This window comes from Virgisporangium aurantiacum (assembly GCF_016863635.1).
GTDB lineage: Bacteria > Actinomycetota > Actinomycetes > Mycobacteriales > Micromonosporaceae > Virgisporangium > Virgisporangium aurantiacum.
In genome coordinates this window covers 83,282-108,013 of the sequence record NZ_BOPG01000034.1, presented here as the reverse complement: position 1 = coordinate 108,013, position 24,732 = coordinate 83,282, and the positions used below count along the sequence as shown (strand labels likewise).

The following is a 24,732-nucleotide window of genomic DNA, read 5'->3' as shown; positions in this document are numbered from 1 at the left end:
CATCGAGCGTCGTATGAAAGCGGCACCCCGAACATGGTTGAGAACCGCGCGCCCATGCGCGATCGTCTACACCCATGGACGCCCTCGCCTCACTGCTCGACGGGCCGCGCGCCCGCAACGCGTTCCTGATCCGGGCGCTGCTCGACCCGCCGTGGTCGGTGCGGATCCAGGACGAGGCGCCGCTCTGCGTGGTCGCGATGGTGCGCGGCGACGCCTGGGTGCGGCCCGACGACGCCCCGGCCGAGCACCTGCGACCCGGCGAGATCATGGTCGTCTGCGGCCGCGACCCGTACACGGTGGCCGACGCCCCGGACACCCGGCCGCAGGTCGTCATCCACCCCGGCGAGCGCTGCACCACGCCCGACGGCCGCAGCCTCACCGACGAGATGACTCTCGGCGTGCGCAGCTGGGGCACCAACCCGGACGGCGCGACGCTGATGCTGGTCGGCACCTACCAGATGGACGGCGAGGTCAGCCGGCGCCTGCTCAACGTCCTCCCGAAGCGGCTCACGATGCCGGCCGGCGCTCTCGACACCCCGCTGGTTCCGCTGCTCAACGCCGAACTGGTCAAGGACGAGCCGGGCCAGGAGGCGGTGCTCGACCGGCTGCTCGACCTGCTGCTCATCGCGGTGCTCCGGGCCTGGCTGGCGCGTCCCGACGCCGGGTCGCCCGGCTGGTACCGGGCGCACACCGACCCGGTCGTTGGTCCCGCGCTGCGCATGATCCACAACAACCCGGCCCACCCGTGGACCGTCGCCTCGCTGGCCGCGGGGTCCGGCGTCTCGCGGGCGGCGCTCGCCCGGCGCTTCACCGACCTCGTCGGCGAGCCGCCGATGAAGTTCCTCACCGGCTGGCGCCTCGCGATGGCGGCCGACCTGCTCCGCGAGCCCGAGGCGACGCTCGGCTCGGTGGCCCGCAAGGTCGGCTACGGTTCCGCGTTCGCGCTGAGCGCGGCGTTCAAGCGCGAGTTGGGCGTCAGCCCGCAGCAGCACCGCGAGGGCGTCGAGCTACCGGTGTTCGCGTAGCCGCAGGCTCGTCCGCTCCAGGGGTTCGCCGTAGCCGAGCCGTTCGTAGAGGCGACGCGGCCCGTCCGCGTCCGACATGACGCTCAGCGAGCAGCCGCCGAACTCGGCGCACAGCCGGCGGGTGAGCGTGGTCGTGAGCGCCGCGCCGAGCGACCGCCGCCGGTGGTCCGGACGCACGGCCACCCCGGCGATGTACCCGATCCCGCCGCGCGACCGGTCCGCGGCGACCGCCACCAGGTCCGTCCCGTCGCGGACGCCGTACCAGCGGCGGATCCGGCTGTCGCCGGGCCGGCTGGTGCTGTCCGGGAACGCCTCGTCGAGCAGCGCGTCGATCTCCGGATCGGCGTCCGGGTCCAGGGGCACGACCGTGACGCCGGCCGGGTCGGGCGGCGGGGCAGTGCGGGTGATCAGGTGCTCCCAGTCGTCGTGCACGTCGGAGTCGAACGGGGCGACCTGGGCCTTCGTCAGGTGCGGCAGGTGCACCCAGCGCGCGTCCCCTCGCATCCGCCGCACGAACGCGACCGCCGCGACCGCCTCGCCCAGCGCGAAGACCTGCGTCCGGTCCGGTTCGCGCGCGATCCAGCCGAGCAGGCCGTCGGCCCGGTAGCCGGTGACGTCGCCGGTGGTGGTGAGCATCACGTACGGGTGGCCGCCGGTCGCTGCCAGTAGGGCGTCCCGCCCGCCGATGACCTTGTATTCCACGGCGTAGGAGTCCACCACAACGGCGATTCCGGATGGGGAGCGGCTAGGGTCGGCGACGTGGATGACGGCCTTTTCGACCTTCCCGGTGCTGCCGCCGCCCCCGCTGACGGTTTTTCGGCACCCGCTGACGACTCGCCGCTGGCGGTGCGGATGCGTCCCGTCTCCATCGACGAGCTCGTCGGGCAGGGTCATCTGCTCGCCCCGGGCGCCCCGCTGCGTCAACTGGTCACCGGCACCAGCCCGATGTCGGTGATCCTGTGGGGCCCGCCCGGCTCGGGCAAGACCACGATCGCGCACCTGGTGGCGCAGGCCGGCGGCCGCACGTTCGTCGCGATGTCGGCGCTGAACGCGGGCGTCAAGGACGTCCGGGCGGTCATCGACACCGCGCGCCGCCGGCGCCGCTCCGGCGGCGACCCGACCGTGCTGTTCATCGACGAGGTGCACCGGTTCAGCAAGACCCAGCAGGACTCCCTGCTCGCGGCCGTCGAGGACCGGACCATCACGCTGCTGGCGGCCACCACGGAGAATCCGTACTTCTCGGTCATCTCGCCGCTGTTGTCGCGCTGCGTGCTGCTCACCCTGCGTCCCCTCGACGAGGCCGCCGTGCGCGGACTGGTGCGCCGCGCGTTGGCCGACGAGCGCGGCCTCGCGGGTGTTGTTTCATTGGCCACCGAGGCCGAAGATCACCTGGTCCGGCTCGCCGGCGGCGACGTGCGCAAGGCCCTCACCGCGCTCGAGGCCGCCGCCGCGTCGGCAATCGCGGCCGGTCGTCAGGAGATAGACCTGTCGACGGCCGAGCAGGCCGTCGACGTGGCCGCGCTGCGCTACGACCGCGACGGTGACGCCCACTACGACGTGGTCAGCGCGTTCATCAAGAGCATGCGAGGCTCGGACCCGGACGCCGCCCTGCACTACCTGGCCCGGATGCTCGCCGCGGGGGAGGACGCCCGGTTCGTCGCCCGCCGCATGATCATCTTCGCGTCGGAGGACGTCGGGATGGCCGACCCGATGGCACTGTTGGTGGCGAACGCCGCCGCGCACGCCGTGGAGTACGTGGGGCTGCCCGAGGCCCAGCTGAACCTGGCCCACGCCGTGGTCCACCTGGCCACCGCGCCGAAGTCCAACCGCGTGACCGCCGCGATCGGCAAGGCCCTCGACGACGTCCGGGCCGGGCGCGGAGGCTCGGTCCCGAGCCACCTTCGCGACTCACACTATTACGGGGCAAAAGGCCTGGGACACGGCGCCGGCTACCGCTACCCGCACGACGACCCCCGCGGTGTTGTCACCCAGCAGTACGCTCCCGACGGCCTGACCGACACCGAGTACTACCGGCCCAGCGACCACGGGGCCGAGCGTTCGGTGGCTGACCGACTGCCCAAGTTGCGGCGTATCGTGCGTGGCGGTGGTGGTCCGGGTGTTCGGGCCGCCTCCCCCAACGGTCGAGAGGAGACGGCGTGACCCCGCGGGACGTCGCCTGGGACGACGAACCCCCGACCCGAGGCGGCCGCCGCCGAGCCGAAGACCGCCCCGACGACGCCCCGGCTCCCCCCGGCGCTCCGGCTTCCCCCGGTGCCCCGGCTTCTCATGGTGCCCCGGCTTCCCACGGTGCCCCGGTTGGGCCCGGCGGTCCGGGCGGCCGCCACGGAGGTCCGCCGGAGCGCCCGGCGGGCGGCCGACGCCGCGCCGAAGAGCGCACCGGCGAGGTCCCCCCGGTCCCGAGACACCGATCCGGCGAGTACCCGACAGTCCCCGCAGACCGGCCGGGCGGCCGCCACCAATCCGGCGAATACCCGGCTGTGCCACCAACCGCCGTGCCGCCGAATGTTGTGCCACCAACCGCTGTGCCGCCGAACGTGGCGCCGCCGAACGCTGTGCCACCGAACGCCGTGCCGCGGGCCGCAGCGCCACCGAACGTCGCGCCGCGGGCCGCAGCGCCACCGAACGTCGCGCCGCGGGCCGTAGCGCCGCCGAACACCGTGCCGCCGAGCCAGGCCCAGCCTGGCCGCCACCAATCCGGCGAGTACCCCGCCGTCCCCCGCGAACGCACAGGCCGTCACCAGTCCGGCGAATACCCGGCCGTCCCCCACGACCGACCCGCCGCACCCCCTCCCCGCGAGCGCCCCGCCACCCCTCCCCGCGACCGCACCGGCGAGTTCACACCCCCTCCCCGCGAACGGCCCGCCGGTCCTCCGCGCGACCGGACGGGCGAGTTCCCGGTTCCTCCGCGCGACCGCACCGGCGAGTTCGCGGGTCCTCCGCGCGACCGGACGGGCGAGTTCGCCGGTCCTCCGCGCGACCGCACCGGCGAGTACGCCGCACCCCCGCGCGACCGGACCGGCGAATACCGCGCCGTCCCCCGCGACCGGACCGGCGGGTACCCGATCCCGGGCGACCGCACGTCCGCTCGTCCGCCCGCCGGCCCGGAGCGACACGGTCCCGAGCCGGGGCAGCCGCCGTACGGCCGGCCCGTTCCCCGGCAGCACCCCAACGACACGGGCGAGAACCGCCGGGTCCCCGACGACCAGGCCACCGAACACATCCCGGTGGTCAACGACGAGTCCCGTGCCGGCCGGCGCAGCGGCACCAGAGGCCTACGACCCCCGGCCTCGACGGGCCGGGCCACGCCCCCCGCACAGGCGGGCCGCGCCCAGGCACCCGCGGGACATGGCCAGGTACCCACGGGACATGGCCAGGCACCTGCGGGACATCCCCAGGCAGCGGCCGGTCATCCCCAGGCACCGGCAGGACATGGGCAGGGACCGGCCGGGCATCCCCAGGGACGAGCGGGTCGAGTCCCGGCCCCGTCGGGCCCGGTTTCGCCCGGCCCCATGGGTGGCGGCCCGGTCCCATCCGGCCGCGTGCCCGGCGCTGTGCCGCCCGGGCAGGCTCCCGTTGGCCGGGTGCCGGGTGCTGTCCCACCCGGGCAGGCGTCGGCTGGTCGGGTGCCGGGTGCTGTGCCGCCCGGGCAGGCTCCTGTTGGCCGGGTGCCCGGTGCCGTTCCGCCGGGACAGCCGCCGCTGGGACAGCCGCCGCTGGGACAGCCGCTGCCGGGACAGCCGCTGCCGGGACAGCCGCCGTCGGGTCGGGTGTCCGGTGGGGCGCCCGCGCAGCCCGTGCCTGGTCAGGTGCCGAGCGGCCGCATTCCCGGTGCGGTTCCCCCGGGCGTGAGGCCCCCAGGTGCGGTTCCCCCGGGTGTGAGGCCCACGGGTCCGGTGCCGCCGGGCGCGATGCCTCCCGGCGCCGCGCCGCCCGGTGGAACGCCTGGTGGAAGGCCGGGTGGAATGCCCGGTGGGCCGCCGGGTGGAACGCCCGGTGGAATGCAGCCCGGCGTACCAGCCCCCGGCATACCGGCCCCCGGCGGGATGCCGACCGGGCGAAGCGGACCGGTCCGGCCGAACCCCGGTGCGCCGGTCCAAGCGGCACACGCCGTCGCACCGCCGCATCCCGGTCGGGTGGCGCCGCCGGTTCATGGTGAGCCGCCGGCGGGTTCGCGCCCTGGTGAGGCTCCGCGCTCCGGGGCGCCGATGCGTCCGGGACGGGGTTCGGCGCCGCATCCGGGCTCGGCGCCGCATCCGGGCCCGGCGCCGCATCCGGGCTCGGGCCCGGCACCGCATCCGGGTGGAACCCAACCCGGGGTCGCGCGAATGCCCGCCGCACCCGCACGTCCGCCGGCGCCTCGGCCGTCGCCAGCGGGTGACGGTGGGGTCGGGGCGGAGCGGGCCCGGCACCAGGGCGCCGAGACCGAGGTCGGCCCGGAGGCGGCCGCGCCGGAGGACGGGCTCGCGGAGGCGTTGGGTTCGATCGCCGGGCCGCCGTCGGCGGGGTTGGCGGAGGCGCTGGGTTCGATCGCGGGGCCCGCCGCGCCGCCCCGACCGGACGTGGTCGAGGACCCGGCGGATGCGCCGGACATGCCCGAATCGGCCGTGCGGGGCAGGGAACCGGGCCTCGACGAGGAACTGCCGCGGGCTGCGGCGTCCACTCAGGTCCGTGCACCCGCGGACCCGGGCGGCCCGGGCGGCGGAGGCCTGGGCCTGGGACCGGACGTCAGCGGCTTCCGCCTGGACGGCCTCGACCGCGATCCGGACGCGGAGCCGGTCGGCGAGATCGGTGACATCACCGTCGATCCGCTGTTCGGGGGGACGCGGGCGATCCGCACCAATCGACGGGCGTCTCTGCGGCGCGAGTTCAACGAGGTGAGCCGCACCCGCGTCGCCATGATCATTGTGCTGGTGCTCGTCGTGCTCGGAGCGCCGCTCACCTTCTACGCGACCCGCGAAGCGGGCAGCGACCCGATGTTCGGCCACCTCAGCGGGCTCGCCGTGCCGGGATGGGCGGCCCGCGACGCGAAGGACGAGACGACCGGCAGCCGGTGGTGCATCGGCGAGTGCCAGCTGCGGCAGCGCATCCTGCGGTCCGAACGGAATCCGGAGGAGACGAGCGCGGTCTATGTGACGGCGTTGCGCAAGGCCGGGTGGGCGGAGTGGAAGATCGAGGGTTGCCCGTCCACCGATCAGGGCGGTTTCGAGACGTGCTGGCAGCGGGACGAGTACGTGCTCGACCTGTGGGTGTACCAGCCCGAGTGCGAGGTGCAGCTCAAGGTGCCCGACCCGAGCCAACCGGCCACACCGTTGGCGGAGGCCGTGTGCCCGCCGACCGTGGTCACCCTGAAGGTCATCAACAAGGTCTCGTTCGAAACGTGAGAAAGCCTGAGCACGTCTGAGCACGAACGACACGACCGGCCCGGAAGGCGAACGCCCACTACGGACGGTAGGGTCTCCACGTTGACCACGGGGAAACATGAGGAAAGGGGAGGTCCGTGTCACCTCTGGAGGTCGCGGGGCTCGTCGCCGCAATCGCGTTCGCCGTACTCGTGGTGGCGCTCGCCCTGCCGATCCTGAAGCTCCGGCACACCGTCGACGCCGCCACCCGCGCGATGAGCGACGTCGCCGACCAGACCGGTCCGCTCCTCACGCAGGTGAATGGCACGATCGGCAACGTCAACACGGCGCTGGTGCAGGTACACACGAGCCTCGACGGCGTGAACCTTCAGCTTGCCCGCCTCGACGCGATCACCAACAACGTCCAGCACATCAGCACGAACGTCGCCAATCTGTCCACTGTGGTCAGTGCGGCCGCGGCGAACCCGCTGGTGAAGGTCGCCGCGTTCGGGTACGGCGTCCGCAAGGCCGCGGCGAACCGCCGCCAGGCCGACGAGGACAAGGCCGTCCGCAGCGAACTCCGCCGCCAGCGCAAGGTTCGCCGTTCTTCCTAAAGGAGCAAACAATGCGTCGCCTCCTCTGGCTCGGGATCGGACTCGCCGTCGGTGCGCTGGTGTTCCGCGCGGTCGCGAAGAAGGCGCAGGCCTTCACCCCGCAGGGGGTCGCCGGCTCGGTGCAGCAGGGCGCTGTGGGCATGCTCGAGTCGGTCCGTACCTTTGTGGATGACGTCCGGGACGCGATGGTCGAGCGCGAGGAAGAGATCCGCTCGGCTTTCGACGAGAGCATGCTCCTGGACGAGGACCTGCATCCGGAGAAGGGCACCGACTACCGATGAAGACAGCGGACATCCGGCGGCGTTTCCTCGCACACTTCGAGGCGAACGGCCACACGGTCGTACCCAGCGCGCCGCTGCCCGCCATCGACGATCCGAACCTGCTGTTCATCAACGCCGGCATGGTGCAGTTCGTCCCGTACTTCCTCGGCCAGCGCACGCCGCCGTTCAAGCGGGCGGTGAGCGTGCAGAAGTGCCTGCGCACGCCCGACATCGACGAGGTCGGCAAGACCAGTCGCCACGGCACGTTCTTCCAGATGAACGGCAACTTCTCGTTCGGCGACTACTTCAAGGAAGGCGCGATCCAGCTCGCCTGGGATCTTTCCACGAAGCCGGTCGAGCAGGGCGGCTACGGCCTCGACGGCGACCGCATCTGGGCCACCGTCTACCTCGACGACGACGAGGCCATCGACATCTGGCACCGGGTGATCGGCCTGCCGAGGGAGCGCATCGTGCGCCGCGGCAAGGCCGACAACTTCTGGTCGATGGGCATCCCCGGCCCGTGCGGTCCGTGCTCCGAGTTGTACCTCGACCGCGGCCCCGCCTACGGTCCCGAGGGCGGGCCGGAGGTCGACGAGGACCGCTACATGGAGTTCTGGAACCTCGTGTTCATGCAGAACGAGCGTGGCGCGGGCACCGGCAAGGAGGACTACCCGATCCTGGGTGACCTGCCGGCGAAGAACATCGACACCGGCATGGGCCTGGAGCGGGTCGCGGCGCTGCTGCAGGGCGTCGACAACATGTACGAGATCGACGAGGTCCGCCCGGTGCTGGCGCGCGCCGCCGAGATGACCGGCCGGAAGTACGGCGCGCGGTCGGGGCACGCGGCCACCGAGAGCCACCCCGACGACGTCCGGCTACGGGTGATCGCCGACCACGTGCGCACCGCGTTGATGATCATCGGGGACGGCGTGACGCCGGCCAACGAGGGCCGCGGCTACGTGCTGCGGCGCATCATGCGGCGGGCCATCCGCGCCATCCGCCTCCTCGGGTGGCAGGAGCCGGCGCTGCCCGAGCTGCTGCCGGTCGCCCGCGACTGCATGTCGCCGTCGTACCCCGAGGTCGCCGAGGAGTACGACCGCATCGCGTCGTACGCCTACGCCGAGGAGGAGGCGTTCCTCGCCACCCTCCGGCAGGGCACGACGATCCTCGATACCGCGATCGCGGAGACCCGGAAGGCCGGAAAGCCCGCGCTGAGCGGCGACAAGGCGTTCCAGCTCCACGACACGTTCGGCTTCCCGATCGACCTCACCCTGGAGATCGCGCAGGAGGCCGGCCTCACGGTCGACACCGAGGGCTTCCGCTCGCTCATGTCCGAGCAGCGGGCCCGGGCGAAGGCCGATGCGCAGGCGCGCAAGACCGGCCACGCCGACGTGTCGGCGTACCGCACCGCGCTGGAGACCGGCGGCGCCATCCAGTTCACCGGCTACCAGGAGCTGTCGCGGGAGACCACGGTGCGGGCGGTGCTCGCACCCACCGGCGCCACGCTCCAAGCCGCGGGCGAGGGTGAGCGGGTCGAGATCGTCCTCGACGTCACCCCGTTCTACGCCGAGGGCGGTGGCCAGCAGCCCGACACCGGAACGATCACCGTCGACGGCGGGGTGGTGGAGGTCAAGGACGTCCAGCAGCCGCTGCCCGGCCTGATCGTCCACAAGGGCGTGGTGACGCGGGGCGAGGTGCGGCCGGGCCTCCCGGCCCTGGCCGAGATCGACGTGACGCGGCGCAAAGCGATCTCGCGTTCGCACACGGCCACCCACCTCGTGCACCAGACGATGCGCAACTTCCTCGGTGAGTCGGCCACGCAGGCCGGTTCGCTGAACGCGCCCGGCCGGCTGCGGTTCGACTTCAACACCCCGCAGGCGGTGTCGCCGTCGGTGCTGCGCGACGTGGAGCAGCAGGTCAACGAGGTCCTGATGGACGACCTCGAGGTCCGCTGGTTCGTCACGAGCCAGGCCGAGGCGCGGAAGATCGGCGCGATGGCCCTGTTCGGCGAGAAGTACGGCGAAGAGGTGCGGGTCGTCGAGGTCGGCGAGTACGCCCGCGAGCTGTGCGGCGGCACCCACGCCGGCCGGTCCGGCCAGCTGGGCCTGGTGAAGGTCCTGCACGAGGCGTCGATCGGTGCCGGCGTGCGCCGGGTCGAGGCGCTGGTGGGCATCGACGCGTTCGACTTCCTGGCCAAGGAGCACCTGCTCGTCAGCCGGCTGGCCGAGCTGTACCGGGTGCCGCTCGACCAGGTCGGCGAGCGGGTCGAGAACACGATCACCCAGCTGCGTGACGCCGAGAAGGAACTCGAAAAGCTCAAGGCCCAGCTGGTGCTGGCGGGCACCGCCGGACTGGCCGAGCAGGCGCGCGACATCAACGGCGTGGCCTACGTCGGGGTCGAGGCGCCGGAGGGTGCCGGCGGCAACGACGTCCGCACGCTGGCCCAGGAGATCCGCGGCAAGATCACGGGACGCCCGGCGGTGGTGGCCGTGGCCGCGCGCGCCGGCGGCAAGGCGTCGCTCGTGGTGGCCGTCAACCAGGCGGCGCGTGACCGCGGCGTCTCCGCGGCCGACCTGGTCAAGGGCGCGCTGAGCGGACGCGGTGGCGGCAGCCCCGACCTCGCGCAGGGCGGTGGCGTTCCGGCGGCCGAGGCGACGAACCTCCTGGCCGCCGTCGAGAAGGCGGTCGCCGGCGCGTGACGATTGGCTGAATCGTGACGGGTGTTCAGTGGGTACGCGGCGTACGCGTCGGCATCGATGTCGGCACTGTTCGTATTGGGGTGGCCAGATCGGATCCGGACGGGATCCTGGCCACCCCGGTGGCTACCGTGGCCCGAGCTCAGAGCACTCCGCCGGACCAGATACCCAGTGACATGTCTGAGATTTCAGGCATCGTTAAGGATCTGGAGGCAGTCGAGGTCATCGTTGGCATTCCTGTGTCATTGTCCGGATCCGAACAGCAGGCCGCGGCCGTGACCAGGCAATATGCCGACCGTCTAGCGACGCTCCTCGAACCCGTGCCCATCCGCTTCGTCGACGAGCGCATGTCTACAGTGGTCGCTACGCGTAGGCTGCGTGAGCGTGGCGTCAGGGGAAGGCGTCAACGCGCGGTGGTGGATCAGGCAGCCGCGGTGGAGATCCTGCAGAGCTGGCTTGATACGCAGCGGAGGCGAACGTGAGTGACGACCTCGGGTTGTCCTTCGACGACGGTGAGGGTGAACGCGGCCGGCACCGCCACCGTCGCCGCCCCGGCGGATCGGGTGGCGGGAAGACCGCGGTCGCGCTGATCGTCGTGGTGGCGATCCTCGGTTGCATCGGCGGCGGGGTCTGGTACGGCTTCGACAAGATCCAGAATCTGCTGGCGGCGCCCGACTACAACTCCGGCGGCAGCGGCGAGGTCCAGGTCTCGATCCTCGCGAACCAGACGGCCACCCAGATCGGCGCCGAGCTCGAGAAGCTCGACGTGGTCAAGAGCCAGAAGGCGTTCGTCGAGGCGGCCAAGGACAACCCGCGGAGCAAGGAGATCCAGCCCGGCGTCTACAAGCTGCGCAAGCAGATGCGCGCCGCCGACGCGCTGCTCCTGCTGCTCGACCGCGACCAGAGCCGCCAGGTCCTCAAGTTCACCGTGCCCGAGGGCAAGACGGTCATCGACACGCTGAACATCATCACCAAGGAGACGAAGATCCCGCTCGCCGATCTCCAGGAGGCGGCGAAGGATCCGAAGGCGCTGGGCGTCCCCGACTTCTGGTTCAAGCGCAACGACGGCAAGCAGGTGAAGCCGTCGATCGAGGGCTTCCTGTACCCGCAGACGTACGAGTTCGACCCCGGCACCAACGCGAAGCAGATGCTCACCGAGATGGTCGGCCACTTCATCGAGGTGGCGACCACCCTGAAGTTCGTCGACCGGGTGCAGGCCGAGCGCGGCATCAGCCCGTACGAGGCGCTGATTACGGCGTCGCTCTCCCAGGCCGAGGCGGGGGTCGCGGAAGACCTCGCCAAGATCGCCCGGGTCACGTACAACCGGGTCTACAAGGCGAAGATCCCGCTGCAGTACGACGTCACCGCGAACTACTGGCTGCAGCTCAACGGCAAGCCGATGAAGCCGTCGTCGGCCTTGACGGCGGCCGAGCTCGACGACAAGAGCAGCCCGTACAACACGACGAGTGTGAAGGGGCTGCCGATCGGGCCGATCAACAACCCGGGTGAGGCGGCGTTGAAGGGCGCGATGGACCCGCCGGCGGGTGACTGGATCTTCTTCGTGGCGATCGACAAGGCGGGCCACTCGGCGTTCGCGACCACCGACGCCGAGCACGAGGCCAACAAGAAGATCGCCTGCCAGAACGGCGTCCTCACGTGCTGAACCGGGCCGCCGTGCTCGGGTTGCCGGTGAGCCACTCGCTGTCGCCGGCGATGCACACCGCCGGGTACGCCGCCGCGGGTCTCGACGCGTCGTGGCAGTACACGGCCGTCGACTGCGCGGAGGGCGAACTCGCCGCGTTCGTGGAAAGCCTCGATGAGACGTGGCACGGGCTGTCGCTCACCATGCCGCTCAAGGAGGTCGCGCTCACCGTCGCCGACCGGGTCGACCCGCTCGCGCGGGCGCTCGGCGCGGCGAACACCCTGGTCCGGGGCGCCGACGGCTGGACGGCGTACAACACCGACGCGCCCGGAATCACCGACGCGCTCCGCACGGCCGGAGCAGGCGCCGGAGCCGGCACCGGCGCCGGGCGGTCCACCCGGATGGCGATTCTCGGTGGCGGCGGCACCGCCCGGGCCGCGCTCGGTGCCGCCGTCGACCTCGGTGCCGGGGTCACCCTGTACGTGCGGCGCCCCGAAGCGGGGGAGGACCTGCGCCCGGTCGCGCACGCGCTGGGCGTACCGATGACAGTCGAGACCTGGGGACGCGCGGCCGACGCCGCCACCTACGACGTCGTCATCTCCACCGTCCCGAAGGGTGGCGCCGACGCGCTGGCGGTCGCCGCCTGGGCCGCGCCCACCGTGGTCTTCGACGTGGTCTACGACCCCTGGCCCACCCCGCTGGCCGAGTCGGCGCGGCGGGCGGAGTGCCCGATCGTCAGCGGGCTCGACCTGTTGCTGGCGCAGGGGGTGCGCCAGTTCGAACTCTTCACCGGCGTCCCCGCTCCGGTCGAGGCGATGCGCGCGGCCCTGCAGAACCGCGTGTGACAGACTGTTCGCCGTGCTGCGCTGGTTGACCGCGGGAGAGTCGCACGGCCCCGCGCTGGTTGCTGTCCTCGACGGGGTGCCGGCCGGCATCGATGTCACCAGTGCCGACCTCGGCCGCGACCTCGCCCGGCGGCGGCTCGGGTACGGGCGCGGCGCGCGGATGAGCTTCGAGCAGGACGAGATCGAGATCATCGGCGGCCTGCGGCACGGGGTGACGCTGGGTAGCCCGGTCGCGGTGCGGATCGGCAACAGCGAGTGGCCGAAGTGGCAGACCGTGATGGCGGCCGACCCGGTCGATCCGGAGGAACTGGCGAAGCAGGCGCGGAACGCGCCGCTCACCCGGCCCCGCCCCGGGCACGCCGACCTCGCCGGCATGCAGAAGTACGGCCACGTCGACGCCCGGCCGATCCTCGAACGGGCCAGCGCCCGCGAGACCGCGGCGCGCGTCGCCGTCGGCGCGGTCGCGAAGGCGCTGCTGAAGCAGGCCCTCGGCGTCGACATCGTGTCGCACGTGGTCGAGTTGGGCAGCGTCGCGATCAAGTCCGGGCTGCAGCCGCGTCCCGACGACTTCGACCGCATCGACGCCGACCCGCTGCGCTGCCTCGACCCCGAGGCGAGCGCGCGCATGGTCGCCGAGGTCGACGCGGCCAAGAAGGACGCCGACACGCTCGGCGGCATCGTCGAGGTGCTCGCGTACGGGGTCCCGCCGGGGCTGGGCAGCCACACCCAGTGGGACCGCAAGCTCGACGCGCGGCTGGCCACGGCGTTGATGTCGATCCAGGCGATCAAGGGCGTCGAGATCGGTGACGCGTTCACGCAGGCCCGCTCGCGCGGGTCGGTCGCGCACGACGAGATCATTCCGACCGCCGACGGCGTCCGGCGGGTCACCGACCGGGCCGGCGGCCTCGAAGGCGGGATGACCACCGGCGAGCCGCTGCGGGTGAAGGCCGCGATGAAGCCGATCTCGTCGCTGAACCGCGCGCTGCAGACGGTCGACGTCACCACCGGCGAACCGGCCACCGCGATCAACCAGCGGTCCGACGTGTGCGCGGTGCCCGCCGCGGCCGTGGTCGCCGAGGCGATGGTGGCGCTGGTGCTGGCCGAGGCCGCCACGGAGAAGTTCGGCGGCGACTCGGTTGTCGAGATCCGCCGCAACGTCACCGCGTACCTCGACGCGCTGGTCATCCGGTGAAGCCCGCGGTGGTGCTCGTCGGTGTGATGGGCGCCGGCAAGTCCACGGTCGGGCAGGTGCTCGCCCAGCGCCTGGAAAGGCCCCTGCGCGACACCGACGAGGACATCGTCGCCACGGCCGGGAAGCCGATCTCCGACATCTTCGTCGACGACGGCGAGGACCATTTCCGTGCGCTCGAAAGGGCCGCGGTGAAAGCCGCGCTGGAGACCCACGACGGCGTCCTGGCGCTGGGCGGCGGCGCCATCCTCGCGCCCGAGACGCGGGACCTGCTCAAGGATCACCGCGTGGTTTACCTGGAGGTCGGGCTCGCCGACGCCGTGAGCCGCGTCGGGCTCGGCGCCGGGCGTCCCCTGCTCGCGTTCAACCCGAGGGCGACCCTCAGACACCTGCTCGACCAGCGGCGTCCCCTCTACGCGGAGGTCGCGACGATCACCGTGGCGACCGACGGCCGCACCCCCGAAGACATCGCGGACGAAATCCTGAAGGCTGTTGCTGATTTGTCGCCGAGAGAGGCGACGGGGTGACGACCACGATCGAGGTCGCCGGCGACCGCCCGTACCCGGTGCTCGTCGGCCACGACCTGCTCCCCGAACTCCCGCCGCTGCTCGGCAAGGCCTCCCAGGTGGCCGTGCTGTTCGCGTCGCCGTTGAAGGCACACGCGGAAAAGGCGATCAGCACCATCGAGGGCAGCGGCCGCACGGTCCTGCCGATCGAGGTCCCCGACGCCGAGGCCGGCAAGACCATCACGGTGGCGGAGCAGGCCTGGGAAGCACTCGGCAGGGCCAAGTTCACCCGCACCGACGCGGTGGTGGGCGTCGGCGGGGGAGCGGTCACCGACCTGGCCGGCTTCGTCGCGGCGTGCTGGCTGCGCGGCGTGGCGGTGGTGCAGGTGCCTACGAGCCTGCTCGGCATGGTCGACGCGGCGGTCGGCGGGAAGACCGGCGTCAACACCGCCGCGGGGAAGAACCTGGTGGGCGCGTTCCATCCGCCCGCGGGCGTCCTCTGCGACCTGGCCATGCTCGACACGCTGCCGCGCGCCGACCTCACCGCAGGCATGGCCGAGGTGGTCAAGTGCGGCTTCATCGCCGATCCGGTGATCCTCGACCTGATCGAGGCCGGCAAGCGCGACACGGCGATCGCCGAACTGGTCGAGCGCGCGGTCCGGGTCAAGGCCGAGGTGGTCGGCGCCGACCTGCGCGAGAGCGGCGTGCGCGAGTTCCTCAACTACGGCCACACGCTCGGCCACGCGATCGAGCGGTTCGAGGGCTACCGGTGGCGGCACGGCGACGCGGTGTCGGTCGGGTTGGTGTTCGCGGCCGAACTCGGCCGCCGAACCGGTCGATTGGACGCCGACACGGCGGCCCGGCACCGCACGGTGCTCGAATCGCTGGGCCTGCCGGTGCGCTACCGGCGCGACGCGTGGCCCGAGCTGCTCGACGCGATGCGCGTGGACAAGAAGGCCCGCGGGGCGCGGTTGCGCTTCGTCGTCCTCGACGGCCTGGCCCGGCCGTCGGTGGTGGAGGGGCCATCGGACGACGAGCTGCTGGCCGTGTACGGGAGTGTCGCGGAATGAAGGTGTACCTGCTCAACGGCCCGAATCTCGGCCGCCTCGGCAGCCGGCAGGTCGACGTGTACGGCGTCACCACGTACGACTCGCTCGTCGAGGGCTGCATCGAGTTCGGCAAGACGCTGGGGCTCGACGTCGAGGCCCGCCAGACCGACGCCGAGCACGAGATGATCGGCTGGATCCACGACGCCGCCGACGCGGGTGCCGCGGTCGTGCTGAACCCGGGCGCATGGTCGCACTACTCCTACGCCCTGCGCGACGCGTGCGCGCTGCTGCGGTGGCCGCTCATCGAGGTGCACATCTCGAACATCCACGCCCGCGAGGAGTTCCGGCACCACTCGGTGATCTCCGCGGTGGCGACCGGGGTGATCTGCGGCCTGGGTGTCGAGGGTTACCACCTGGCCCTTCGTTACCTTTCGACCCAGCGGGACCAGACCGACTGAGCGTCAGGGCGTATCCGTCGGTACACTTGCCCAGGCTCGATCGAGCCCCCATTCACGCCCGACCCCCGCCGGAAAGAGATTGCGTTAACTCATGGCCTCGACCAATGACCTGAAGAACGGCCTCGTGCTCAACCTCGACGGTGGGCTCTGGAGCGTCGTGGAGTTCCAGCACGTCAAGCCGGGCAAGGGCGGGGCGTTCGTCCGCACCACGCTGAAGAACGTGCTCTCCGGCAAGGTCGTTGACAAGACCTTCAACGCCGGCACCAAGGTCGAGACGGCCACCGTCGACAAGCGCACCATGCAGTACCTGTACGCCGACGGCGACGACTTCGTGTTCATGGACCTCGACACGTACGACCAGATCCCGGTGCCGGCCGCCACGGTGGGTGACGCGGCGAAGTACCTGCTGCCCGAGGCCGAGGCCACCGTCGCGACGCACGAGGGCGTGCCGCTGTACGTCGAGCTCGCCACGAGCGTCATGCTCGAGGTCACCTACACCGAGCCTGGCCTGCAGGGCGACCGGTCGACCGGCGGCACCAAGCCGGCCACGGTCGAGACCGGTGCCACCGTCAACGTGCCGCTGTTCATCACCACCGGCGAGAAGATCAAGGTCGACACGCGAGACGGCCGTTACCTCGGGCGCTCTTAATGCCCGAACCCGCGGTTGACGGGCACGACCACGACGAGGACACCTGGTTCACGTCCGACGCGACCATGCCGCTCGGCAACGTGTCGGCGCGGCGCAAGTCGCGTAAGCGCGCCCTCGACGTGCTCTACCAGGCCGACCTGCGCGACGAGTCGATCCGGGGCACGCTGGAGAGCTACATCGGGCGGATGCCGGAGCCCCGTCCGGAGCACCTGACGTACACGGTGCGCCTGGTCGAGGGCGTGATGGCGCATCTCGACCGCATCGACGAGGTGATCTCCTCCTACGCGGAGGGCTGGACGCTGGACCGCATGCCGGTCGTCGACCGCAACCTGGCCCGGATCGCGGTGTTCGAGCTGCTCTACGCCGACGACATCGATTCTCCCGTCGCGATCACCGAGGCGGTGGAGCTCGCCCGCTCGTTGTCGACGGACGACTCCCCGCGCTTCCTCAACGGCGTTCTGGGCCGCATAGCCGAGTACGCGGCCTGACCATCCGCGGTTCCACCCGGGACGCGAAAGAGGGCCACCCCCCGGCCGGGGACAGCCCTCTTTTTGCGTGTGTTCAGTTCTTCAGTTGGCGAACAGCGACCGGGGGTCGGTCACCAGCACGCCGTGCTCGTTGAGCCGCTCCACGAGGCTGGAGGTCGACTCGTCGTACACGATGGCCAGCGACCGCAGGTCGTCGGCGCGGATCGACAGCACGCGACCGTTGTAGTCACCGCGCTGCTGCTGGATGGCCCGGGCGTACCGGGCGACGTACTCGAGGGCCTCGCCGGCGACGTCGTACAGCTTCTCGAGGTCGAGCACGATCTTGCCGGCGGCCTCGTGACGGACCCCGCTGCCCTCGGGCAGCAGCTCCGCCACCGGCACCCGGTAGAACTCGGCCAGCTCCGCGAGCCGGGACACGGTGACGGCCCGGTCTCCCCGCTCGTAGGAACCGACGACGACGGCCTTCCACCGGCCGGCGGACTTTTCTTCGACGCCCTGAAGAGACAGCCCCTGCTGTTGCCGGATGGAACGGAGCCGGGCTCCTAGGGACTTGGCGTACTCAGACGGCATACGGACACTCCCAGTGACTGGTCCGAGGGTGGTTCCCCGCGATCGCTACGGAGCGTGACCGTAACTGGGTTCTGACATGCGGTCAAGAGGTGTGACCTAACCGATCGGTAAGCGGCGGGTCGCGAGGTACGGACGGGCTGGTTGGGTTGTTAGGCTGGCGGGCGTTTGGCGTCCTTTAACGACCCGTCCGGTGAGGCGGGGAAGGAGGTCCCTCCTTGGGCTACCCAGCGTCGCCTGTGCCCGCGGCCAACGCCGCCACGCAGGGTAAGACGATCCTCGAATCGGGAGATATCGGTCGAGTCATCGACAGAATCGCCCATCAGATCCTCGAAAAGACCTCTGGCGCAAGCGATGTAGCGCTGGTTGGTATACCAACTCGGGGCGTTCCGCTGGCCCGGAGGTTGGCACAGCGAATTGCAACTTTCGAAGGTCTCGACGTACCTGTGGGTGTGCTCGACATCACTCTGTATAGAGATGACCTTCGTCTCCGCGGAGCGCGAGCAATCGGTCACACAGAGCTACCTCGTGGCGGCGTCGACGGCCGCCGGGTCATCCTCACCGACGACGTCCTCTACTCGGGCCGCACCGTGCGGGCCGCCCTCGACGCGTTGAAGGATCTCGGCCGCCCGCGGGTCGTGCAACTCGCGGTCCTGGTCGACCGCGGCCACCGGGAACTGCCGATCCGGGCCGATTACGTCGGCAAGAACATCCCCACCTCCCACGCGGAGCAGGTGAAGGTCCTGCTGGCCGAGATCGACGGCCGCGACGAGGTCCTGTTGAGAGGAGAACCGGCATGATCCAGCACCTTCTCTCCGCGGCCGACCTCGACGCCGCCGCGGCCACCCTGATCCTCGACACCGCCACCGAGATGGCCGCGATGGCCGACCGCGACGTGAAGAAGCTGCCGACGCTGCGCGGCCGCACGGTCGTCAATCTCTTCTACGAGGACTCGACCCGCACCCGGATCTCGTTCGAGGCGGCGGCCAAGCGCCTGAGCGCCGACGTGATCAACTTCTCGGCGAAGGGGTCGAGCGTGTCCAAGGGCGAGAGCCTCAAGGACACCGCGCTGACCCTGCAGGCGATGGGCGCCGACGCGGTGGTGATCCGTCACCCGGCGTCGGGCGCGCCGCACCGGCTGGCGAACTGGATCGCCGGCTCGGTGCTCAACGCCGGCGACGGCACCCACGAGCACCCCACCCAGGCCCTGCTCGACGCGTACACGCTGCGCTCGCGGCTCGGCAGAATCGCCGGCCGGCACGTGGCGATCGTCGGCGACGTGCTGCACAGCCGGGTGGCCCGGTCGAACGTCCTGCTGCTGAACACACTGGGGGCCAAGGTCACGCTGGTCGCGCCGCCCACGCTGGTGCCGGTGGGCGTCGGCGCGTGGCCGGCGGGCGTCAGCTTCGATCTGGACGCCGTGCTGCCCGACGTCGACGCGGTGATGATGCTGCGGGTGCAGAAGGAACGGATGGGCGAGGCCTACTTCCCCTCCGCGCGCGAGTACTCCCGCCGGTACGGCCTCGACGGCCAGCGCATGCGCCGGCTGCCCGAGCACGCGATCGTCATGCACCCCGGTCCGATGAATCGGGGCATGGAGATCACGCCGGAAGTGGCCGACTCGGCCCGGTCCACGATCGTCGAGCAGGTCGCCAACGGCGTCGCCGTCCGGATGGCCGCCCTCTACCACATGCTGGGGAGCGTCAAGTGACGTCTACATATCTGATCACCGGGGTCCGGGTCCTCGACGGGCCGCCGACCGATCTGCTGCTGAAGGACGGCCAGGTCGCCGCAGCCGGCCCCGAGGCCCGTACGGCCGTCAATGTCGAACGTATCGACGGCGACGGCCTGGTGGCGCTGCCCGGCCTGGTCGACCTGCACACCCACCTGCGCGAGCCCGGCCGCGAGGACGCCGAGACGGTGGCCACCGGCTCCCGCGCCGCCGCCCTCGGCGGGTACACGGCCGTGTGCGCGATGGCCAACACCGACCCGGTCGCCGACACCGCCGGCGTGGTCGAGCAGGTGTGGCGGCTCGGCCGCGAGGCCGGGCTGGTCGACGTGCGTCCCGTCGGCGCGGTCACCGTCGGGCTGGCCGGTGAGCGGCTGGCCGAACTCGGTGCCATGGCCGACTCAGCCGCCACCGTGCGGATCTTCTCCGACGACGGCCACTGCGTCTCCGACCCGCGGCTGATGCGCCGGGCGCTGGAGTACGTCAAGGCGTTCGACGGCGTGATCGCCCAGCACGCCGAGGAGCCGCGGCTCACCGTCGGCGCGCTGATGCACGAGGGCGAGATGTCGGCCCGGCTGGGCCTCACCGGCTGGCCCGCGGTCGCCGAGGAGGCGATCATCGCGCGCGACGCGCTGCTGGCCGGTCACGTCGGCGCCCGGCTGCACATCTGCCACGTCTCCACGGCGGGCAGCGTCGACATCATCCGGTGGGCGAAGCAGCGCGGTGTCCGGATCACCGCCGAGGTGACCCCGCACCACCTGCTGCTCACCGACGTCCGGGCGGAGTCGTACGACCCGGTGTTCAAGGTCAACCCGCCGCTACGGACCAACGCCGATGTCGAAGCACTGCGCGCGGCCCTTCGCGAGGGGGTCATCGACGCGGTCGCCACCGACCACGCCCCGCACGCCACCGAGGACAAGGAGTGCGAGTGGGCGTACGCCCGGCCGGGCATGCTCGGCCTGGAGACGGCGCTCTCGATCATCCTGGAGACCGGCGGCCTGAGCTGGGACGAGATCGCCGAGCGCATGTCGCGCACGCCGGCCCGCATCGCCGGCCTCGACACGCACGGCGTCGACCCGGCGCCCGGCGCCCCGGCGAACCTCACGCTGGTCGACCCGGCCGCCCGCTGGCAGGTCGACCCCGGCGCGCTGGCCAGCCGCAGCCGCAACACCCCGTTCGCGGGAATGACGCTTCCGGGTCGCATCGTCGCGACGTTCCTCAACGGTGAACCCACGGTGCTCGACGGCAAGGCGGTTAAATGACGGCCCTATTGGTTCTCGAAGACGGCAGGACCTTTGAAGGCGAGGCGTACGGCGCGGTCGGCGAGGCGTTCGGCGAGGCGGTCTTCAACACCGGGATGACCGGCTACCAGGAGACGCTCACCGATCCGTCCTACCACCGGCAGGTGGTGGTGATGACCGCGCCGCACATCGGCAACACCGGCGTCAACGACGAGGACGACGAGTCCGGGCAGATCTGGGTCGCCGGGTACGTCGTGCGCGACCCGGCCCGGTCACCGTCGAACTGGCGCTCGACCGGCGGCCTGGCCGACCGTCTCAAGAAGGAGGGAATCGTCGGCATCTCGGGCATCGACACCCGGGCGCTCACGCGGCACCTCCGCGAGCGCGGCGCGATGCGCGTCGGCATCTCCACCACCCTGAGCCGGGACGACCTCCTGGCGACGGTCCTGGAGCAGCCGGCCATGGAGGGTTCCGACCTGGTCGGCGAGGTCACCACGAAGGAGCCGTACACGGTCGCGGCCGAGGGCGAGCACCGCTTCACGGTCGCCGCCATCGACCTGGGCATCAAGCGGAACACGCCGCGGCGGCTGGCCGCGCGCGGCGTCACCACGCAGGTCCTCCCGGCCACCGCGACCATCGACGACATCAGCGCCGACGCGGTCTTCCTGTCGAACGGACCCGGCGACCCGGCAACGGCCGACCACGCCGTGGAGCTGACGAAGCAGGTGCTCGACCGGGGCATCCCGCTGTTCGGCATCTGCTTCGGCAACCAGATCCTCGGCCGGGCGCTCGGCTTCGGCACGTACAAGCTCAAGTACGGCCACCACGGGATCAACTCGCCGGTGCTCGACCGGGTCACCGGCAAGGTCGAGGTCACCGCGCACAACCACGGCTTCGCGGTCGACGCGCCGCGCGACCGCCGGTCGGAGACGCCGTACGGCGGGGTCGAGGTCAGCCACGTCTGCCTCAACGACGACGTCGTCGAAGGTGTCCGGTGCCTCGACGCGCGGGCGTTCTCCGTCCAATATCACCCGGAAGCGGCCGCCGGCCCGCACGACGCCGACTATCTGTTCAACAGGTTCGTGGAGGTGATCGGTGCCTAAGCGCGCCGACCTGAGGCATGTACTGGTGATCGGGTCCGGCCCGATCGTGATCGGCCAGGCGTGCGAGTTCGACTACTCCGGTACGCAGGCGTGCCGGGTGCTGCGGGCCGAGGGTCTGCGGGTGTCCCTGGTCAATTCGAACCCGGCCACGATCATGACCGACCCGGAGTACGCCGACGCCACGTACGTCGAGCCGATCACGCCCGAGTTCGTCGAGCAGGTGATCGCGCGTGAGCGTCCCGACGCCCTGCTCGCGACCCTGGGCGGCCAGACGGCCCTGAACACGGCGGTGGCCCTGCACGAGGCCGGTGTGCTGGAGAAGCACGGCGTCGAGCTGATCGGGGCGAACATCGACGCGATCCGTCGCGGCGAGGACCGGCAGCTGTTCAAGGAGATCGTCGGCCGCGCCGGGGGAGAGGTGCCGCGCAGCCGCGTGTGCCACTCGATGGACGAGGTCCGCGCGACGGTGGACGACCTCGGTCTCCCGGTGGTGATCCGGCCCAGCTTCACGATGGGCGGGCTCGGCTCCGGCATGGCGCACACCGACGAGGACCTGGAGCGCCTCGCCGGGTCCGGGCTCGCCGCGTCGCCGGTCACCGAGGTGCTCATCGAGGAGAGCGTGCTCGGCTGGAAGGAGTACGAGCTCGAACTCATGCGCGACCGCAACGACAACGTCGTGGTCGTCTGCTCGATCGAGAACGTCGACGCGATGGGCGTCCACACCGGCGACTCGGTGACCGTCGCACCCGCGATGACCCTCACCGACCGCGAGTACCAGCGGATGCGCGACCTCGGCATCGCCGTGCTGCGCGAGGTCGGCGTCGACACCGGCGGCTGCAACATCCAGTTCGCGGTCGACCCCGCGACGGGGCGGCTGGTCGTCATCGAGATGAACCCCCGGGTGTCGCGATCGTCGGCCCTTGCGTCGAAGGCCACCGGCTTCCCGATCGCCAAGATCGCCGCCAAGCTCGCGATCGGCTACACGCTCGACGAGATCCCGAACGACATCACGCTGTCGACGCCCGCCGCCTTCGAACCGACCCTCGACTACGTCGTGGTCAAGATCCCGCGGTTCGCGTTCGAGAAGTTCCCGGCCGCCGACACCGAGCTGACCACCACGATGAAGTCGGTCGGCGAGGCGATGGCGCTCGGCCGCAACTTCACCGAGGCGCTCGGCAAGGCGATGCGGTCGATGGAGACCGCCGCGGCCGGCTTCTGGTCCGTGCCGGATCCCGTTCTGGACGCGGCTGAGCTGCTCGCCGCGCTGCGCGTGCCGCACGACGGGCGTCTCTACACGGCCGAACGGGCGCTGCGGGCCGGCGCCTCGGTGGCCGAGGTGGCGGCCGCGTCGGGCTACGACCCGTGGTTCGTCGACGAGATCGCCGGCCTGGTGGAACTGCGGTCCGCCGTCGCCGACGCGCCGGTGCTCGACCTGGCGCTGCTGCGCCGCGCGAAGCGGGCCGGGCTGTCCGACCGGCAGGTGGCGGCGCTGCGTCCGGAGCTCGCCGGTGAGCACGGCGTACGCACGCTCCGGCACCGGATGGGCCTGCACCCCGTCTACAAGACCGTCGACACCTGCGCGGCCGAGTTCGCCGCGGCCACCCCGTACCACTACTCGTCGTACGACGAGGAGACCGAGGTCGCGCCCTCACCGCGTCCCAAAGTATTGATTCTGGGATCCGGGCCGAACCGGATCGGGCAGGGCATCGAGTTCGACTACTCCTGCGTGCACGCCGTCCAGGCGCTCCGGGGGGTCGGCTACGAGACGGTCATGGTCAACTGCAACCCGGAGACGGTCTCGACCGACTACGACACCGCCGACCGCCTCTACTTCGAACCGCTCACGTTCGAGGACGTGTACGAGGTCTACCTGGCCGAGCACAACTCGGGCGTGGCGGCCGGCGGACCCGGCGTGGTCGGCGTGATCGTCCAGCTCGGCGGGCAGACGCCGCTGGGGCTGGCCCGGGGGCTCGCCCAGGCCGGGCTGCCGATCGTGGGCACCTCGCCGGATTCGATCCACTCGGCCGAGGACCGGGGCGCGTTCGGCGCGCTGCTCGCGTCGGCGTCGCTGCGCGCTCCGGCGCACGGCACCGCCACCAGCTACCCGGAGGCGAAGGCGATCGCCGACGAGATCGGGTACCCGGTGCTCGTCCGGCCGTCGTACGTGCTCGGCGGGCGCGGCATGGAGATCGTCTACGACGACGCGGTGCTGCGCGAGTACATCGGCCGGGCCACCGACATCTCGCCGGAGCACCCGGTGCTCGTCGACCGGTTCCTCGACGACGCCATCGAGATCGACGTCGACGCGCTGTGCGACGCCACCGGCGAGGTCTACATCGGCGGCGTGATGGAGCACATCGAGGAGGCCGGCGTGCACTCCGGCGACTCGGCCTGCGCGCTGCCGCCGATGACGCTGTCGGCCGTGCACCTGGTCGAGGTCCGCCGGTACACGGCCGCGATCGCGCGCGGGATCGGCGTGCGGGGGCTGCTGAACGTCCAGTACGCGCTCAAGGACGACACGCTCTACGTCCTGGAGGCCAACCCGCGGGCGTCCCGGACGGTGCCGTTCGTGTCGAAGGCGACGGCCGTGCCGCTGGCCAAGGCCGCCGCGCGCATCATGCTCGGCGCCACGATCGCCGAACTGCGGTCCGACGGCATGCTCCCGTCGCGCGGAGACGGCTCGACGCCGTCGCCGCGCGCGCCGTTGGCGGTGAAGGAGGCGGTGCTGCCGTTCAAGCGGTTCCGCACGCCGGCCGGGCGCGGGGTCGACAGCCTCCTCGGTCCGGAGATGAAGTCGACCGGCGAGGTGATGGGGATCGACACGGCGTTCGGGCACGCGTTCGCCAAGAGCCAGGCCGCCGCGTACGGGTCGCTGCCGACGACCGGCAAGATCCTGGTGACCGTCGCCAACCGCGACAAGCGCGGGATGATCTTTCCGGTCAAGCGGCTGGCCGACCTCGGCTTCACGATCGTGGCCACCGTCGGCACCGGCGAGGTGCTGCGCCGCTACGGCGTCGAGTGCGAGATCGTCCCCAAGCACTACGAGCAGGGCGAGACGGCCGTCAACGCGGTGGGGCTGATCGCGAGCGGCGAGATCGCGCTCGTCGTCAACACCCCGCAGGGCTCCGCCGGCCGCCAGGACGGCTACGAGATCCGCAGCGCCGCCGTGGCCGCCGACATCCCCTGCGTCACGACGATCCCGGGCGCGGCGGCGGCGGTGATGGGCATCGAGGCCCTGATCCGGGGCGAGATGAAGGTGAGACCGCTCCAGGAGCTGCACGCCGCCCTCCGCGAGGACTACGCATGATCCC

At 71.6% G+C, this 24,732-nt stretch carries 22 protein-coding genes; 20 read left to right on the top strand and 2 right to left on the bottom strand.

All coding sequences use genetic code 11. The features are described from left to right. Nucleotides 1–74 precede the first annotated feature (74 nt). Nucleotides 75–1,025: an AraC family transcriptional regulator gene (locus tag Vau01_RS28345; RefSeq protein ID WP_203998550.1), complete on the top strand. Its 951-nt coding sequence runs from the start codon at nt 75–77 to the stop codon at nt 1,023–1,025. Here Vau01_RS28345 and Vau01_RS28340 read toward each other — a convergent pair. Then, complete coding sequence (locus tag Vau01_RS28340) at nt 1,008–1,727, bottom strand: GNAT family N-acetyltransferase (protein ID WP_203998547.1); 720 nt, start codon at nt 1,725–1,727, stop codon at nt 1,008–1,010. The genes Vau01_RS28345 and Vau01_RS28340 overlap by 18 nt on opposite strands. A gap of 57 nt (nt 1,728–1,784) precedes the next feature. Between Vau01_RS28340 and Vau01_RS28335 the strand changes: the two genes are divergently transcribed. The 14 genes from Vau01_RS28335 (at nt 1,785) to nusB (ending at nt 16,781) form a co-directional block, all read left to right on the top strand. Then, nucleotides 1,785–3,185 (top strand): replication-associated recombination protein A, encoded by a 1,401-nt coding sequence (locus Vau01_RS28335; protein ID WP_203998544.1) that lies wholly within the window; start codon nt 1,785–1,787, stop codon nt 3,183–3,185. 2,186 nt (nt 3,186–5,371) lie between these two features. After that, nucleotides 5,372–6,427, top strand: a complete 1,056-nt coding sequence (locus Vau01_RS28330) for a hypothetical protein (RefSeq protein ID WP_203998541.1) — start codon at nt 5,372–5,374, stop codon at nt 6,425–6,427. A 116-nt stretch (nt 6,428–6,543) separates the two neighbouring features. Continuing rightward, complete coding sequence (locus Vau01_RS28325; RefSeq protein ID WP_203998538.1) at nt 6,544–6,999, top strand: DUF948 domain-containing protein; 456 nt, start codon at nt 6,544–6,546, stop codon at nt 6,997–6,999. 11 nt (nt 7,000–7,010) lie between these two features. Further along, on the top strand, nt 7,011–7,280 hold the full coding sequence (locus Vau01_RS28320; protein ID WP_203998535.1) for a hypothetical protein: 270 nt from the start codon (nt 7,011–7,013) through the stop codon (nt 7,278–7,280). Beyond that, nucleotides 7,277–9,958, top strand: coding sequence for an alanine--tRNA ligase (gene alaS, locus Vau01_RS28315; protein ID WP_203998532.1), 2,682 nt, complete (start codon nt 7,277–7,279; stop codon nt 9,956–9,958). Before Vau01_RS28320 ends, alaS begins: the two co-directional genes overlap by 4 nt. A gap of 14 nt (nt 9,959–9,972) precedes the next feature. Continuing rightward, complete coding sequence (gene ruvX, locus Vau01_RS28310) at nt 9,973–10,437, top strand: Holliday junction resolvase RuvX (RefSeq protein WP_203998529.1); 465 nt, start codon at nt 9,973–9,975, stop codon at nt 10,435–10,437. Further along, the gene (gene mltG / locus Vau01_RS28305; RefSeq protein WP_203998527.1) at nt 10,434–11,618 is read left to right on the top strand and encodes an endolytic transglycosylase MltG; all 1,185 of its coding nucleotides are present in this window, start codon (nt 10,434–10,436) and stop codon (nt 11,616–11,618) included. Before ruvX ends, mltG begins: the two co-directional genes overlap by 4 nt. Then, nucleotides 11,612–12,442 carry a shikimate dehydrogenase gene (locus Vau01_RS28300; RefSeq protein ID WP_203998525.1) on the top strand — a complete coding sequence of 277 codons (831 nt, stop codon included), beginning with the start codon at nt 11,612–11,614 and terminating at the stop codon, nt 12,440–12,442. The genes mltG and Vau01_RS28300 overlap by 7 nt, the downstream gene beginning before the upstream one ends. A gap of 13 nt (nt 12,443–12,455) precedes the next feature. Continuing rightward, nucleotides 12,456–13,634 carry a chorismate synthase gene (gene aroC, locus Vau01_RS28295; RefSeq protein WP_203998523.1) on the top strand — a complete coding sequence of 393 codons (1,179 nt, stop codon included), beginning with the start codon at nt 12,456–12,458 and terminating at the stop codon, nt 13,632–13,634. Further along, a complete protein-coding gene (locus Vau01_RS28290; RefSeq protein WP_203998521.1) occupies nt 13,631–14,158 on the top strand; it encodes a shikimate kinase in 528 nt (175 codons plus the stop codon). The genes aroC and Vau01_RS28290 overlap by 4 nt, the downstream gene beginning before the upstream one ends. Next, nucleotides 14,155–15,207 carry a 3-dehydroquinate synthase gene (gene aroB / locus Vau01_RS28285; RefSeq protein WP_203998519.1) on the top strand — a complete coding sequence of 351 codons (1,053 nt, stop codon included), beginning with the start codon at nt 14,155–14,157 and terminating at the stop codon, nt 15,205–15,207. The genes Vau01_RS28290 and aroB overlap by 4 nt, the downstream gene beginning before the upstream one ends. Continuing rightward, nucleotides 15,204–15,644, top strand: a complete 441-nt coding sequence (gene aroQ, locus Vau01_RS28280) for a type II 3-dehydroquinate dehydratase (RefSeq protein WP_203998517.1) — start codon at nt 15,204–15,206, stop codon at nt 15,642–15,644. Before aroB ends, aroQ begins: the two co-directional genes overlap by 4 nt. Before the next feature lie 91 nt (nt 15,645–15,735). Then, a complete protein-coding gene (gene efp, locus Vau01_RS28275) occupies nt 15,736–16,293 on the top strand; it encodes an elongation factor P (RefSeq protein WP_203998515.1) in 558 nt (185 codons plus the stop codon). Nucleotides 16,294–16,373: 80 nt separating this feature from the next. After that, a complete protein-coding gene (gene nusB, locus Vau01_RS28270; protein WP_203999086.1) occupies nt 16,374–16,781 on the top strand; it encodes a transcription antitermination factor NusB in 408 nt (135 codons plus the stop codon). An 81-nt stretch (nt 16,782–16,862) separates the two neighbouring features. Here nusB and bldD read toward each other — a convergent pair whose 3' ends face one another. Beyond that, nucleotides 16,863–17,351, bottom strand: a complete 489-nt coding sequence (bldD, locus tag Vau01_RS28265; protein WP_203998513.1) for a transcriptional regulator BldD — start codon at nt 17,349–17,351, stop codon at nt 16,863–16,865. Nucleotides 17,352–17,587: 236 nt separating this feature from the next. Here bldD and pyrR point away from each other — a divergent pair, with 236 nt between their 5' ends. The 5 genes from pyrR to carB are packed head-to-tail and all read left to right on the top strand — an operon-like array spanning nt 17,588 to nt 24,728. Next, nucleotides 17,588–18,148 carry a bifunctional pyr operon transcriptional regulator/uracil phosphoribosyltransferase PyrR gene (gene pyrR / locus Vau01_RS28260; protein ID WP_203999084.1) on the top strand — a complete coding sequence of 187 codons (561 nt, stop codon included), beginning with the start codon at nt 17,588–17,590 and terminating at the stop codon, nt 18,146–18,148. Then, nucleotides 18,145–19,059: an aspartate carbamoyltransferase catalytic subunit gene (locus Vau01_RS28255; protein WP_203998511.1), complete on the top strand. Its 915-nt coding sequence runs from the start codon at nt 18,145–18,147 to the stop codon at nt 19,057–19,059. Before pyrR ends, Vau01_RS28255 begins: the two co-directional genes overlap by 4 nt. Further along, complete coding sequence (locus tag Vau01_RS28250; RefSeq protein ID WP_203998509.1) at nt 19,056–20,339, top strand: dihydroorotase; 1,284 nt, start codon at nt 19,056–19,058, stop codon at nt 20,337–20,339. The genes Vau01_RS28255 and Vau01_RS28250 overlap by 4 nt, the downstream gene beginning before the upstream one ends. Beyond that, nucleotides 20,336–21,421, top strand: coding sequence for a glutamine-hydrolyzing carbamoyl-phosphate synthase small subunit (gene carA, locus Vau01_RS28245; protein ID WP_203998507.1), 1,086 nt, complete (start codon nt 20,336–20,338; stop codon nt 21,419–21,421). Before Vau01_RS28250 ends, carA begins: the two co-directional genes overlap by 4 nt. Beyond that, entirely contained in the window at nt 21,414–24,728 is a 3,315-nt protein-coding gene (gene carB, locus Vau01_RS28240) for a carbamoyl-phosphate synthase large subunit (protein ID WP_203998505.1), read from the top strand. The genes carA and carB overlap by 8 nt, the downstream gene beginning before the upstream one ends. The last annotated feature ends 4 nt before the right edge of the window (nt 24,729–24,732 follow it).

Bases quoted from the DNA above. Each gene is read 5' to 3' on its own strand.
- Vau01_RS28345 (WP_203998550.1), top strand. From the start codon at position 75: ATGGACGCCCTCGCCTCACTGCTCGACGGGCCGCGCGCCCGCAACGCG.
- Vau01_RS28330 (WP_203998541.1), top strand. From the start codon at position 5,372: ATGCCCGCCGCACCCGCACGTCCGCCGGCGCCTCGGCCGTCGCCAGCG.
- Vau01_RS28320 (WP_203998535.1), top strand. From the start codon at position 7,011: ATGCGTCGCCTCCTCTGGCTCGGGATCGGACTCGCCGTCGGTGCGCTG.
- alaS (WP_203998532.1), top strand. From the start codon at position 7,277: ATGAAGACAGCGGACATCCGGCGGCGTTTCCTCGCACACTTCGAGGCG.
- aroQ (WP_203998517.1), top strand. From the start codon at position 15,204: ATGAAGGTGTACCTGCTCAACGGCCCGAATCTCGGCCGCCTCGGCAGC.
- efp (WP_203998515.1), top strand. From the start codon at position 15,736: ATGGCCTCGACCAATGACCTGAAGAACGGCCTCGTGCTCAACCTCGAC.
- bldD (WP_203998513.1), bottom strand. From the start codon at position 17,351: ATGCCGTCTGAGTACGCCAAGTCCCTAGGAGCCCGGCTCCGTTCCATC.
- Vau01_RS28255 (WP_203998511.1), top strand. From the start codon at position 18,145: ATGATCCAGCACCTTCTCTCCGCGGCCGACCTCGACGCCGCCGCGGCC.
- carA (WP_203998507.1), top strand. From the start codon at position 20,336: ATGACGGCCCTATTGGTTCTCGAAGACGGCAGGACCTTTGAAGGCGAG.